The 12,782-nt window shown below is 32.9% G+C and carries 11 protein-coding genes; 8 read left to right on the forward strand and 3 right to left on the reverse strand.

The features are described from left to right. Window positions 1-46: 46 nt before the first annotated feature. Window positions 47-1,066: a T9SS type A sorting domain-containing protein gene (locus tag GMC_RS0108185; RefSeq protein ID WP_010521671.1), complete on the reverse strand. Its 1,020-nt coding sequence runs from the start codon at window positions 1,064-1,066 to the stop codon at window positions 47-49. 257 nt (window positions 1,067-1,323) lie between these two features. On the opposite strand from GMC_RS0108185, the gene GMC_RS0108190 reads away from it, so the two are divergent. From GMC_RS0108190 to moaA, 6 genes are all read left to right on the forward strand, one after another. After that, window positions 1,324-1,665 carry a winged helix-turn-helix domain-containing protein gene (locus tag GMC_RS0108190; protein ID WP_010521672.1) on the forward strand — a complete coding sequence of 114 codons (342 nt, stop codon included), beginning with the start codon at window positions 1,324-1,326 and terminating at the stop codon, window positions 1,663-1,665. Then, window positions 1,658-2,218 (forward strand): molybdenum cofactor guanylyltransferase, encoded by a 561-nt coding sequence (locus tag GMC_RS0108195; RefSeq protein ID WP_010521673.1) that lies wholly within the window; start codon window positions 1,658-1,660, stop codon window positions 2,216-2,218. Before GMC_RS0108190 ends, GMC_RS0108195 begins: the two co-directional genes overlap by 8 nt. Then, window positions 2,218-2,457, forward strand: coding sequence for a MoaD/ThiS family protein (locus tag GMC_RS0108200; RefSeq protein WP_010521674.1), 240 nt, complete (start codon window positions 2,218-2,220; stop codon window positions 2,455-2,457). The genes GMC_RS0108195 and GMC_RS0108200 overlap by 1 nt, the downstream gene beginning before the upstream one ends. A gap of 71 nt (window positions 2,458-2,528) precedes the next feature. After that, window positions 2,529-2,957 carry a molybdenum cofactor biosynthesis protein MoaE gene (locus GMC_RS0108205; protein WP_010521675.1) on the forward strand — a complete coding sequence of 143 codons (429 nt, stop codon included), beginning with the start codon at window positions 2,529-2,531 and terminating at the stop codon, window positions 2,955-2,957. 69 nt (window positions 2,958-3,026) lie between these two features. Then, window positions 3,027-3,932 (forward strand): bifunctional molybdenum cofactor biosynthesis protein MoaC/MoaB, encoded by a 906-nt coding sequence (gene moaCB, locus GMC_RS0108210; protein WP_010521676.1) that lies wholly within the window; start codon window positions 3,027-3,029, stop codon window positions 3,930-3,932. Continuing rightward, window positions 3,933-4,940: a GTP 3',8-cyclase MoaA gene (gene moaA / locus GMC_RS0108215; protein WP_010521677.1), complete on the forward strand. Its 1,008-nt coding sequence runs from the start codon at window positions 3,933-3,935 to the stop codon at window positions 4,938-4,940. A 118-nt stretch (window positions 4,941-5,058) separates the two neighbouring features. Here moaA and GMC_RS0108220 read toward each other — a convergent pair whose 3' ends face one another. Beyond that, window positions 5,059-9,402, reverse strand: a complete 4,344-nt coding sequence (locus tag GMC_RS0108220) for a translocation/assembly module TamB domain-containing protein (protein ID WP_238527951.1) — start codon at window positions 9,400-9,402, stop codon at window positions 5,059-5,061. 128 nt (window positions 9,403-9,530) lie between these two features. Here GMC_RS0108220 and tsaD point away from each other — a divergent pair, with 128 nt between their 5' ends. Further along, entirely contained in the window at window positions 9,531-10,553 is a 1,023-nt protein-coding gene (gene tsaD, locus GMC_RS0108225) for a tRNA (adenosine(37)-N6)-threonylcarbamoyltransferase complex transferase subunit TsaD (protein WP_010521679.1), read from the forward strand. 2 nt (window positions 10,554-10,555) lie between these two features. After that, a complete protein-coding gene (locus GMC_RS0108230; RefSeq protein WP_010521680.1) occupies window positions 10,556-11,266 on the forward strand; it encodes a 16S rRNA (uracil(1498)-N(3))-methyltransferase in 711 nt (236 codons plus the stop codon). A 165-nt stretch (window positions 11,267-11,431) separates the two neighbouring features. On the opposite strand, the gene glyA is transcribed toward GMC_RS0108230, so the two are convergent. Continuing rightward, complete coding sequence (gene glyA, locus GMC_RS0108235; RefSeq protein WP_010521681.1) at window positions 11,432-12,706, reverse strand: serine hydroxymethyltransferase; 1,275 nt, start codon at window positions 12,704-12,706, stop codon at window positions 11,432-11,434. Window positions 12,707-12,782 lie beyond the last annotated feature (76 nt).

A 12,782-nucleotide genomic window follows, 5' to 3' on the forward strand; every position in this document is an offset into this window, starting at 1 on the left:
TAATCTATTAATTAGATAACTTTCTCTAACAATAGAAAATCAAAAATTATTTTCCAATTTTTACTAATCCACTATCTGTTGAAAGAATATAAATTCCGTTCGGTAGCCCATTAATATCTAATTGACCATCTGCTTTCTTTTCAATCACCAAAGCACCAGTCATGTCATATAATTTATAGTCTTCAGTTTCTACACTGTCTGCAATAGTTACAATTCCATCTTTTTGACTGATAGAAGCTGAAATGTTGTCTTTAGAGAAATCATTTGTTGATAATGCAGCATCTCTAGAAGCTTCATCAATAAATACTTTTATACCATTTTGATTAGCATTAACTGATGTCGCATTTATAAATACCACAAAATCTGATTCAATCGATGTATCAGGATCAGTAACTAAACCTCCAGGTACTTGATACTCAACAGTAACAGTTCCGTCAGGTATATCCCCTCCCAATGACTCTAATGTTCCAGGGAAAAAAAATGATGGAGCATCTGATACACCAATTTGCAATTCCGATGCAGAAGTTTGAGCTTTGTAAGAAATTTCAAGCATAACAGTTTCACCTTGTACTAAATTTTGAACCACATCTGAATTAAATGTTACACTTGGAGCTGTTCCTGAACCTGTATCAGCAACATTAATTATAGAATTACCAGTAACTGCAAATGCGTCAAAAGGATCATTAGGACTAACCCCCGGTTTCGTTTGAACATAACCCCCAATTCCGTATACATTCGAAGAGTCCCCTAAAGATGGTAAAGGATCAGGGACTGTAAATGTCACATCATAAGATCCCATTCCAGTTGTACTGACTGCTACACTACCAGTTGTATTATTCCCTCCCAACTCAGCAACAAAATCCCCAGAAGGAGTTAACTCTCTAATATTTAATAATCTAAAATTATCATACTCTCTAATATCTGTATCATATGAATAATTTACTGTCAAAGTTAATACATCTCCAGCGTTAACAGTTGCAGGAAAACCTGTGACTTCAAATGTTTGAGAAAAAACTGAGATAAATGTGCAAGTCAATAATGATATTAATAATGTAATTTTTTTCATTTTAGTTAAATTTTAATGTTATTTAAATTAATTACATTATAAATATAGTGTTTAATTCAAAATATCATATAACTAATCTGAAAAAAATATAAAAAACATACCTAAACACTGTTTTTACTACGAAAACGACTATAGTTTTGTTGTTTTTTCTTACGCAATTTAATTGCTTTTAGATAAAAAATTTAAATCAATATAATTCAAAAATCAGATTCCTATTCAAAACTATCGTTATATCTTTGCATATACAACGGTAAAAAATGTATCAAATAAAAAGTCGTATTTGGTTAGAAGGTGAAAATGGCATCTTTTTAGGGGAAGGCCGTATTCAATTATTAAAAGCTATTGAAACTGAAGGTTCATTATCTAAAGCTGCAAAGTCATTAAACATGTCATATAAAAAAGCATGGAATTTGATTGATGCTATCAATAAAGCTTCCGTAAAACCCTTAGTTATAAAATCTACTGGTGGTGCTGGCGGAGGGGGAACTTGCGTCACTGAGTACGGAAAACTCAAAATTGTCCAATTTGAAACCCTCAAAAAGAATTGCTGGGAGTTCATGGAATCTCAAAATAAATTATTCAACAATTATAATGAGTAAGCATACTACTTACATACTATGTGGCGGACGCAGTAGCCGTATGCATACTGATAAAGCACTGTCTATATATAAAGGACAAACTTTTTTATCGTTTATAACAAATGCTGTAAGACACTTAAACGACCGCGTGGTTTTAGTTAGTTCAAATATTAAACATAATAAGCTTAATGTAGAGTGTATTCCTGATATTATAGATTCTAAAGGTCCTGTTGCAGGAATAGTAACTGCATTAAAGAATACATTGTCTAATGATAACATTATTTTAAGTTGTGATATTCCTTTAATAACAGCTGATTTAATCAATTTCCTAATTCGAAGTCATACTGTGACGTATGACGCCACTATAATTTGTGTCAACAAAAAAATAATGCCATTAATTGGGATTTATAATACAAGCAGTTTGCCAATTTTTGAAAAACATTTACTTAACAACCAACTTAAACTAACAAACGTATTAAAGGATTTAAATATAAACTATACGGAAGCACCAAAACACCTAGCTTATCAAACTAGCAATATTAATACCCCTGAACAATTAAAAAATATACATTAATGACTATTCATATTTTATATTTTGGATTAATTGCCGAAGCCATTCAATGCAGCAAAGAAACTCTTGAAATAGGTAATGACACCTCGATAAAAGAAATCAAACAAATCTTATCAAAAAAATACAACGTTCTAAAAAATTTAAGTTATCAAATAGCTGTCAATCAAAAAATAGTAGAATCAAGTCATAAAATAACTATGAATAGTGAAATAGCAATCCTCCCTCCTTTTGCTGGAGGGTAATATCGTTGGTAGTTGGTAGTTGGTAGTTAAAACTACTTTTTTAAAATTAAAATATATAAGCAACATAAAAAATGAAAAACGTATTTAAACATGGGGCAATAACCTCTGAGTTCATCGGAAATTCTATTTATAAACATCAATCAAAGACTAGTATTGGTGCTCATAATGTATTTTTAGGACAAGTACGCGCCGATACTATAAATTATAAACAAGTAACCGCCATTGAGTATTCTGCTTATGAGGAAATGGCTAACAAAAAATTTCACGAAATCAGAGAAGCCGCTTTTGAAAAATTTGAATTAACCTGTTCACACATATATCACAGTATAGGTAAAGTGGGAGTTGGAGAAATATGTCTGTTTGTTTTTGTGTCTGCGCCGCATCGAAAAGTGGTTTTTGAAGCTATAGAATACCTAGTAGAACGCATAAAAAAAGAAGCTCCCGTATTTGGTAAAGAATTATTTGAAGATGAAACCCATGTTTGGAAGGTAAATAACTAAGTTCATTTTAGCCAAATTCCAATCTTCAACTGACAACTGACAACTAATAACTGACAACTTAAAACAATAATGGTAGATATTACACATAAAAATAATACGCTACGTTCAGCTGTTGCACAAGCATCGGTTAAAGTAGGAAATAGTAAAACTATTGAAGCTATTTTGACTAAACAAATTCCAAAAGGCGATGTGTTTGAAATGGCTAAAACTGCGGGATTGTTTGCTGCTAAACGCACAAGTGATATGATTCCTGATTGCCACCCCTTGCCTATCGAGTTTACTAGTGTGGAATATGTAATTGAAAATTTGTCCATACACATCAAAGTGACCATTAAAACCTTATACAAGACAGGTGTTGAAGTGGAAGCTATGCATGCTGCTTCCGTTGTAGCAATTACAATGTATGATATGCTAAAACCTGTAGATAAAAATATTGAAATTGAAAACATTAAGCTTTTGCACAAAAAAGGGGGCAAATCATCATATAAAGACTCTGGAAAAGGAATGCAAGCTGCCGTAATTGTATGTTCCGATAGTATTAGTGCTGGTCAAAAGGAAGATAGAGCAGGAAAAGCAATTATCGAAAAACTCGAACAGCATGCCGTTTACATATCTGAATACACTATTATTCCTGATGAATTTGATCAAATTCAGGCTAAAACTAAAGGATTACAACAAGCAGGAAACCAACTTATTATTTTTACTGGAGGTACAGGGTTATCACCGCGCGATGTGACTCCTCAAGCACTTGAACCATTAATTGAACAACGAATCCCTGGTGTTGAGGAAGCCATTAGAAGTTACGGACAAAACAGAATGCCTTATGCTATGCTTTCGCGAAGTTTAGCAGGAGTAATTGGCAACACCATAGTATTAGCACTACCAGGATCTACAAATGGAGCAAGGGAATCTATGGACGCTATTTTTCCCGCTGTTTTACACGCATTTAAAATTTTGAAAGGAGCACAACACTAAATGGATACTACCCCACCTATATTGACTGATAGTTTTCAGCGAAAACACACTTATTTGCGTATTTCCCTTACGGAAAAATGCAATTTACGTTGTACTTACTGCATGCCTGCCGCTGGAATTCCATTAACTCCTCGTGCTCATTTAATGTCTGCTGACGAAGTTTACAAACTTGCTAAGTTATTTGTGCACCACGGTGTAACTAAAATAAGACTTACTGGGGGTGAGCCTTTAGTCCGAAAAGATTTTGAAACAATTGTTAAAAAATTAGCTACCCTAAAGGTAGAAATCGCCATTACCACAAATGGCATTCTACTAAATAAACACCTCCCTTTATTGCTTGAGTTGGGGATTACAAATATTACTATAAGTATTGATTCGCTTAGCACAGAAAAAAATCAACTAATTACACGTCGGGACTATTTTGATGCCGTATGGAACAACGTCAAAAAAATGCAAACACTAGTTGACGAAGTAAAACTCAACGTAGTTTTAATGAAGGGTGTTAACGATAATGAAATTTGCGATTTCATTGAATTGACACGTTTTGAAAATTTAAAAATTCGGTTTATTGAATTTATGCCTTTTGATGGCAACCAATGGAATACCGAAAAACTGGTAAAACACGCTGAAATTATAAATATGCTTCACGCTCATTTTGGCGCTAAAAATGTATTACGAAGTACTGATGCACCAAATGATACTTCCAGAAATTTTAAAATTCAAGGATTTAAAGGAAATTTTGCCATTATAAGCTCGGTAACAAATCCATTTTGCGATACCTGCAATCGTATTCGGTTGACTGCGGATGGCAAATTAAAAAACTGCCTTTTTTCTTCTAGCGAAAGCGAACTATTAAATGATTTTAGAAATGGGTTAGATATTACTCCCAAAATAAAATTAGCCATGCTCTCCAAAAAGAGGACTCGAGGGGGTATGGATACTATTGAAAAACTGGAAGACCCAGAGCTACATTCAAAAAACAGAAGTATGATTGCTATTGGGGGGTAGTGTATTCGCAAATTTCTCTTCTAGCCTAAGCGAAAAAAATGAGATGGTGCATTTATAAGTTGAAACTAAAATTAAAAACAACTATTGAACGCAAAATAGTATCTGCAAATCATTGCGTTTACTTTTTAAAATTTACTGCGCTATCTTTTACTTTATTTTCGTTGACAAAAACCTTTCGTAATAATTCTTTAAACGTATCAAAATCGTAAGAATATGACAACCCAACACCTTGGGTGTAACCTTCGGTTTCACCAATTAATTGCTGAATATCATTCTGTTTATTAAAAATAGTTGCACGTAACGTCCCATCTTTATTTAAAAGGAAATCAATACGTACATCACCTACCACTACTGATTCATTAACTCCACCAATGGGCACCCCGACTTTTCCATTTATTAATATTCGATTGCTAATTTGAGTTGTTACGGATACCCCAAAACGATCTGAAATTTCTTGATCAGGATTAGTCCGATCCCCCGTTACGTAATCAAATCCAAATCCTAGCTTATCATCGTCGCTGGAAAAAATACTACTTACCAAACTTGAAGCGTGTTCCACTAAATTATCCGTTACTATGGAGTTTCCTTCAATTAAAGCGTCACTATAAAAACTTCCTTGAGTCACCAATGACAACGCCTGGCGCTCTTTAGTCACTCGATCTGACAATACGTAGTCCAACTCACTCTTAACTATAGAGCTGGTTTGCGGAAATTCAATATCAAAACTTAAATCAGGTTTTAGTAATTCCCCTTGCAAGGTAGTGACTACTTCAACTGGTATTTTTCGATTTATAAATGAATTTTCAAGTAAAATAGCTGGGTTGGCATTTGTTTTGTAAATGGCTGACAAATTTAATTTAGCAGCGGTTGGACTTCCATCCCAACTGATACTCCCCCCTGTTTGCACATCAAAACGCTTTGAGAGTAACCCTCCGTACTTAAAATCATAAGTCCCTTGATACGCCACAAAATCACCCCACATATTAAACTTACCATTGGTATTTATTTCAATTAATAGTGTGCCTGCTCCGGAACCCTTTAAAGTACTTCCTGATTGTTTATCGACTACTACTTCTACTTCTGCATTTTTATTCAAATCCAGATCAAATTGAAGTTCCAGCCCTTTCACATCCTCAAAATATACTTTTTCCCCTTGGATACGTGCTTTTTTTTCATCGGGTGTTACAAAGTGAATAAATGAATTATCCCCAACTGATTCTGCATCACTAATCGGAATTTTAAACTTAGTACCTGGTTCACTTGAAGCTTCAACAGCGATTAGTAACTTATCTGTCTTCCCAGTAATGGTGGCATTCCCTTTAATAAATGCTGTTCCGTAATATAAATCGTTATCGGCCTCGTTAGTATTTAATGCTAGCAATCGATTACTATTTAATTTTAAATCCAAATTCCAATCCTTAAAATTGCTGTGAGATATTGCTCCGTTTAAATACCCTTTTGTTCCAAATTCAGTATCGGTAAGTAAGGTGTTGTTAAAAATAATTCGCTGTTTTGTTAGACTGATCCGAGCATCTTGATTAATACTAAAATCAACATTTAAATACTGAAAACTTAAGCCTCCATCTTTTAAAAAAAGGCTGCCGTTAATATCTGGATTTAAATAGTTTCCAGTTATTTTTGCTTTTCCATTGACATTCCCACGTAAATTTGACAATACAATCCCTCCTAATGGACTAAAAGGTTCCAATCGAAATTTTTTGAAATCAACATCTAAGTCAATTTGTGGTTGCTGTGCAGATACGTCAATTTCCCCTTTTAACGTAAGTGGAAAAGCATTTTCCTGCTTTAGGCTTGTATTCACCACATATTTTGTTAAATCTTCATTTCCTATTACATTCATAACTAATTCGCCTAAAGGAATTTTGTTTACTATAAAATCGGAAACTGTAATATTTGATTCTGGATAGTAGGCGCCGTCTTTTTGTAAAATTTCGAGATTTCCATTGATTATACCTTTGTAAGATAAACTATCAATAGTGGGCGTAATTTTTGCTAAATCAACTTCCGAAAATCGAACTTTAAAATCTTTATATGTAGAGTCCCTTAACACTCCCGAAAAATCGATTCGTTCGTTTTTATGTACCAATTCAATAGAATCTACTTTTACTTCATTAAAATCATGGTCAAATGTAATTAGATGACTTTTATCATCATTATAATTCATATTCCAGGTATTCCCCTTTAATTTTAAATATGATTTTTGAATACCAACTACCGATTTTTTGTCGGTGTCAATAGTATGAAATAAATTTAAGTCATATTCGTCTTTTGACTTTTTACCCCCTTTAAAAGCTGACCTTACGTAAAGCGTATCGTTTAACGTTACATTTAACAAACTAAAATCTGTTATTGGATAGCGTTTACTATTAATGCGATCCATGGTAATGTATGCGTTATATAATGGATTGGAATTATCGACTTCAAAATTAAATTGATCCACACTATTTTTTAATGCTTTGATTTGAGGTGATTTGAAATCCAACTTAAATTCAGACACATCACTAGATACGTTTCCTTTAATAAATGTATTAGGTGCCAAACTTACATCGGGGAAAAATACATCTACAATTTTGTTGTAAATTTTGAAATCAAAATTTATGAATTCGGGTTCTTTTACAAATGCAACCGCTTTTTTATTGTACAAGCTAATAAGGGAATTTTTAAATAATTGCTTTATGTTTTTGAATTTGAATATACCTTCAATTTTTCCCTGAACAATATCGGGACTATTCATTGTAATTGTTCTAACATTTTCTTCATTAAAGGAAGATGTTACCTTAAAATCCTTGAAGTTGTACGCGTCATTTTGATTTTTGTAATAGGTATTTCTAAAAGAAATAGTTCCAAAAGCATCATCAACTGACGTACCTTTTAATTTTGCTACTACATTTCCGCTAAAAAAAGAAAGACTATCTCGTTTAAATAAGTTTAAAGCATTAAAATCTATTTTATTTACGTTTGCCGAAAAATCATAATCATTTTGGACTTCATTTATATTTACTAGTCCGTTAAAAATTAGTTGAAGGTTTGGGTCGTTAGCAATAATACGACCGTCAAACAACGGATCTTTAAGCTCCCCTATTACTGCTATATCAGAATAACTATACCCTTTGTATTCTAGTTTTGAAAAAGTACCTTCGAGACTAGTATCCAAATTTTTAAGAAAAAAACCTTTTCCGTTGACATCCAAATTAAAAGATGTTTTTCCAAAATTTTTATTATTTAAGTAGGCGCCCAAATCAAAGTCAAGCACATTTAAATTACCCTGATAGGTAGATTTAGTAGGTGTTAACAAATGATCCATAAAAAGCACAGCATTTGCTTGACCCAATTTATTTTTTACCCCTCCATTTAAATCTACACTTTTAGGAGTTACTTTTATAGCACCATCAATTGTGACCCTGCCTAACGCATCTAATTGCCGGGGTAATCTAGTACCCAAAACTTTAGGGAGTAAGCTGCTTAAATCATTCTTTGAACTGGTTAATTGTTTAAGATTTCCGGACATTTTAAAATCCTTAATCAAATTTTTAGACATCGAATTATATAAATGCAAATTTCCCACAATAATGGATTCCTTAAGTCCTCTTAAATGAAGCTGATTAAGCTTAAAATCATTTAGCGTTCCTGCAAATTCAGTAGTAACAGTAATAAAATTATTTTTTCCAAATTCACTATAAAAATACCTTAAATCCGTTGTTGACACCTTACTTTTAGTTACCAAAGCTTTCAACTTTACAAGGTTATTGAAATCTTCCATATCACCAGGTTGGTACCTAAACACCACATCTCCTTTTACATCAGATTTTTTGTCTGTTTGCAGCCTTACATTTGAAAAACGCATTACTCCAGTAGAAAGTTCCATAAACGTCGTCAGATCCGTTACATTTATAGCATCATTATAAGTAAAGGAAAGCTGATTGGATTGTAAGCTAATGTTTGTTCCATTTATGGACAAGTCATTACCTTCCAAATTAATATTCTTTATAAAAACTATTGGCTTGTCTTTTAACTTTTCTGAATAATATTCATACCGTCCATTTTTTATTTTAACCGTTTTTGTGTCTAATAAAAAAGGAGTTGTTGCCTTTTTTTTAGGAAGAAATTTTCTTAAAAAAATCCTGAAATTATCTACATCATCCTCTTTGTAGTGCTGCATTTTAACGTGCACATTTTTCAATAGTGCATCTGTTAATTTTCCATTACCCTCAGTCAAATCTTTAAAATTGACAATTGAAGTTTCAAATTGTCCAATATTTACCAACGTATCCTGATGGTGATCTTTTATAAAAACTTCTTTTAACTCAATATTACCAGTATAACCAATACCAATACCTTTGAGTTTTATATCAGTTTTATATTTTTCATTTACAGCAGTAGTTACCTTTTTAGCAGCCCAGGTTTGTACCTTAGGAAATGAAAATAAAACAACTAAAACCAAAAATAACAGTATAATAACCGCTATAGTTCGAAACAGTATGTTTGTAAGTTTTCTGATTAACAATTAATTTTAACTTTGTAGTGGAATATTAGAACAATATTAACAATTTCTATGCCTATTTCCTCCTAATGGATACACAAAATATTTATATACTAGCAATAGAGTCCAGCTGCGATGATACTGCTGCAGCCATACTTAAAAATGACGTGGTTTTAGCCAACGTTGTTGCAACACAAAAAATACACGAAAATTATGGAGGTGTAGTGCCTGAATTGGCCTCCAGAGCGCATCAGCAAAATATAGTTCCTGTTATTGATCAAGCCATTAAAAAAGCTGGAATTAACAAAAGCCAACTAAATGGCATTGCTTTTACAAAAGGTCCTGGTTTAATGGGCTCCTTACTTGTTGGTGTATCCTTTGCAAAATCTTTAGCAATGGCTTTACAAATTCCTTTGTTAGAAGTAGACCATATGCAAGGTCATTTGCTTGCGCATTTTATTAAAGGAGCAAGTTTCACAAAACCTGAATTTCCTTTTTTAGGGGTTACTATTAGCGGTGGGCATACCCAAATAGTAAACGTAGCTGAACATTTTAAAATGGACATCATTGGTCAAACTATTGATGATGCTATTGGCGAAGCTTTTGATAAAAGCGCTAAAACTTTAGGACTCCCCTACCCAGGCGGACCACTAATTGACAAATATGCACAATTAGGAAACCCCAAGGCTTTTACTTTTTCTAAACCCCGAGTACCCGATTTAAACTTTAGCTTTAGTGGATTTAAAACCGCTGTGCTCTATTTTGTTCAAAAGCAAACAAAAGACAACCCTAATTTTATACAAGAAAATTTACATGATATTTGTGCATCAATTCAATACACACTTATCGAAATTATCATGGACAAAATTAAAAAAGCGGTAAAGCAAACGGGCATTAAAACCATAGCTATCGGTGGTGGTGTATCTGCTAATTCTGGTATTCGTAATGTATTGCTTAGCGCAGAAAAAAAGTATGGATGGCAAGTACATATTCCTAAATTTGAATATACTACTGATAATGCAGCCATGATTGGTATTGTTGGTTATTTTAAATACTTAAAAAAAGACTTTTCTGATTTAAATGTTACCGCTTCCGCTAGAACCAAATTTTAATTATGCAGTTATTTTTTAATGAAAATCTATCCTCTCAGGATACTGACATTCAATTTTCCAAAGAAGAAAGTAAACATATAGTAAAAGTTTTACGCAAATCAACTGGCGATGTAGTGTTTATTACTAATGGAAAAGGTTATCTTTTTACTGCTAAAATAACTTTGGCAGGAATAAATAAATGCTTAGCAACTATTACCAGTACTGAATATCAGAATAAAGAAAAACATCATATTCATTTAGCCGTAGCTCCTACAAAAATGAATGATCGATACGAATGGTTTTTGGAAAAAGCTACTGAAATTGGTATTCAGGAAATTACACCCATTATTTGTGATCATAGCGAAAGAAAAACGGTAAAAATAGAACGCTTTAAAAAAATTATTCAAAGTGCCGCTAAACAATCGTTGCAATACCACATTCCAAAATTGAATGATGCATGTTCATTCAAAGATTTTATAAATTTACACAAAAACAATACCTGTTTGATTGCACATTGTGAAGAAACAGACCGTAAAAGCTTGAAAAGGATCCTATCAAATTCTAAAGGTTCAAATTACATTTTACTTATTGGCCCTGAAGGAGATTTTTCAACCAAAGAAATTGAATTAGCTTTAGCTTACAACTATCAACCTGTAACATTAGGAAAAACGCGTTTACGCACGGAAACCGCTGCTGTAATTGCTACCCATAGCATAGTATACAGTTTAGGGTAATATTTATCAAATTAATGCTTTTTTGTACTTTAAGCTTTCAAACTCTATATACTACTAAAAGTTGATACTGTTTCCAATATAAAATTGATTTACATATAAGTGTACATAAATAAAGACTGCTTTAAAGTAGAGCAGTCTTTTTTTATAAAATTATTTAGTGAAATACTAAGCTTTAAATAATGGACGTCCTGTCATCATAGCATTTACTTTTTCTTTGACCTGTTTTAAAACAGCTTCATTTTCTGTGTTTTCAATAACTTCATCAATCAAGTCAATAACTGTTTTAAAATCATCCTCTTTTAAACCTCGTGTAGTTGCTGCTGCTACTCCAATTCGAATTCCAGAGGTAACAAATGGTGATTTATCATCAAAAGGAACCATATTTTTATTTACTGTAATATCAGCAACACCTAATGCCTCTTCAGCAACTTTACCTGACACATTTTTGTTTCGCAAATCCAATAACATCATGTGGTTATCAGTTCCGTTAGAGATTACTTTATATCCCTTAGCAACTAATGCATCAGCCGCTACTTTTGCGTTTTTTTGCAACTGAATACAATACTCTTTAAATTTAGGGTCTAATGCTTCGCCAAAAGCAATTGCTTTTGCTGCAATTACATGCTCTAATGGTCCGCCCTGATTTCCTGGAAAAACTGCACTATCCAACATAGATGACATTTTACGCAATTTTCCACTTTTTAAAGTAACCCCTAATGGGTTGTCAAAATCTTTTCCCAATAATATTAATCCACCTCTAGGCCCCCTTAATGTTTTGTGGGTAGTAGTAGTAACTATATGACAATGTTCAATAGGGCTTTGTAACAAACCTGCAGCTATTAATCCTGCTGGATGTGCCATATCAGCCAATAAAACTGCATTTACACTATCAGCTATTTCGCGGAAACGCTTGTAATCAATTTCACGAGAATAAGCGGATGCACCTGCTATGATTAATTTAGGTTGCTCTTTTTCTGCAATCGCTTGAATTTTATCATAATCTAACTCTCCAGTAGCTTCTTCAACACCATAAAAACTAGGCGTATATAATTTACCCGAAAAATTTACGGGAGAACCATGCGTTAAATGACCTCCGTGGGATAAATCAAAACCCAAAATTTTATCTTCAGGCTTAATCGTTGCTGCAAATACAGCAGTATTAGCTTGCGAACCCGAATGTGGTTGTACGTTTGCATACGCTGCTCCAAAAAGTTCTTTTGCTCGGTCTATAGCGATTTGTTCAACAACATCAACAACTTCACAACCTCCGTAATATCTTTTTCCTGGATATCCTTCAGCATATTTATTTGTTAATACTGAACCCTGTGCTTCCATTACTTGGTCACTTACAAAGTTTTCTGAAGCAATTAATTCTAAGCCTTTTAATTGACGTTGATTTTCTTGCTCAATTAGGTCAAAAATTCGTTGATCACGTTGCATTGAATGTTCTTTAAAATTGAAAGTGCAAAAATAAACATTCATTTTCAATACTACACACTCAACAAATCAAAAAATA

This window comes from Aquimarina agarivorans (genome assembly GCF_000218485.1).
In the GTDB taxonomy this organism is placed as follows: domain Bacteria; phylum Bacteroidota; class Bacteroidia; order Flavobacteriales; family Flavobacteriaceae; genus Aquimarina; species Aquimarina agarivorans.

Excerpts from the sequence above, each read along its gene's own strand:
- GMC_RS0108230 (WP_010521680.1), top strand. The coding sequence starts at position 10,556 with ATGCAGTTATTTTTTAATGAAAATCTATCCTCTCAGGATACTGACATT.
- moaCB (WP_010521676.1), top strand. The coding sequence starts at position 3,027 with ATGGTAGATATTACACATAAAAATAATACGCTACGTTCAGCTGTTGCA.
- glyA (WP_010521681.1), bottom strand. The coding sequence starts at position 12,706 with ATGCAACGTGATCAACGAATTTTTGACCTAATTGAGCAAGAAAATCAA.
- GMC_RS0108185 (WP_010521671.1), bottom strand. The coding sequence starts at position 1,066 with ATGAAAAAAATTACATTATTAATATCATTATTGACTTGCACATTTATC.
- GMC_RS0108205 (WP_010521675.1), top strand. The coding sequence starts at position 2,529 with ATGAAAAACGTATTTAAACATGGGGCAATAACCTCTGAGTTCATCGGA.
- GMC_RS0108195 (WP_010521673.1), top strand. The coding sequence starts at position 1,658 with ATGAGTAAGCATACTACTTACATACTATGTGGCGGACGCAGTAGCCGT.
- GMC_RS0108190 (WP_010521672.1), top strand. The coding sequence starts at position 1,324 with ATGTATCAAATAAAAAGTCGTATTTGGTTAGAAGGTGAAAATGGCATC.
- GMC_RS0108200 (WP_010521674.1), top strand. The coding sequence starts at position 2,218 with ATGACTATTCATATTTTATATTTTGGATTAATTGCCGAAGCCATTCAA.
- moaA (WP_010521677.1), top strand. The coding sequence starts at position 3,933 with ATGGATACTACCCCACCTATATTGACTGATAGTTTTCAGCGAAAACAC.
- tsaD (WP_010521679.1), top strand. The coding sequence starts at position 9,531 with ATGGATACACAAAATATTTATATACTAGCAATAGAGTCCAGCTGCGAT.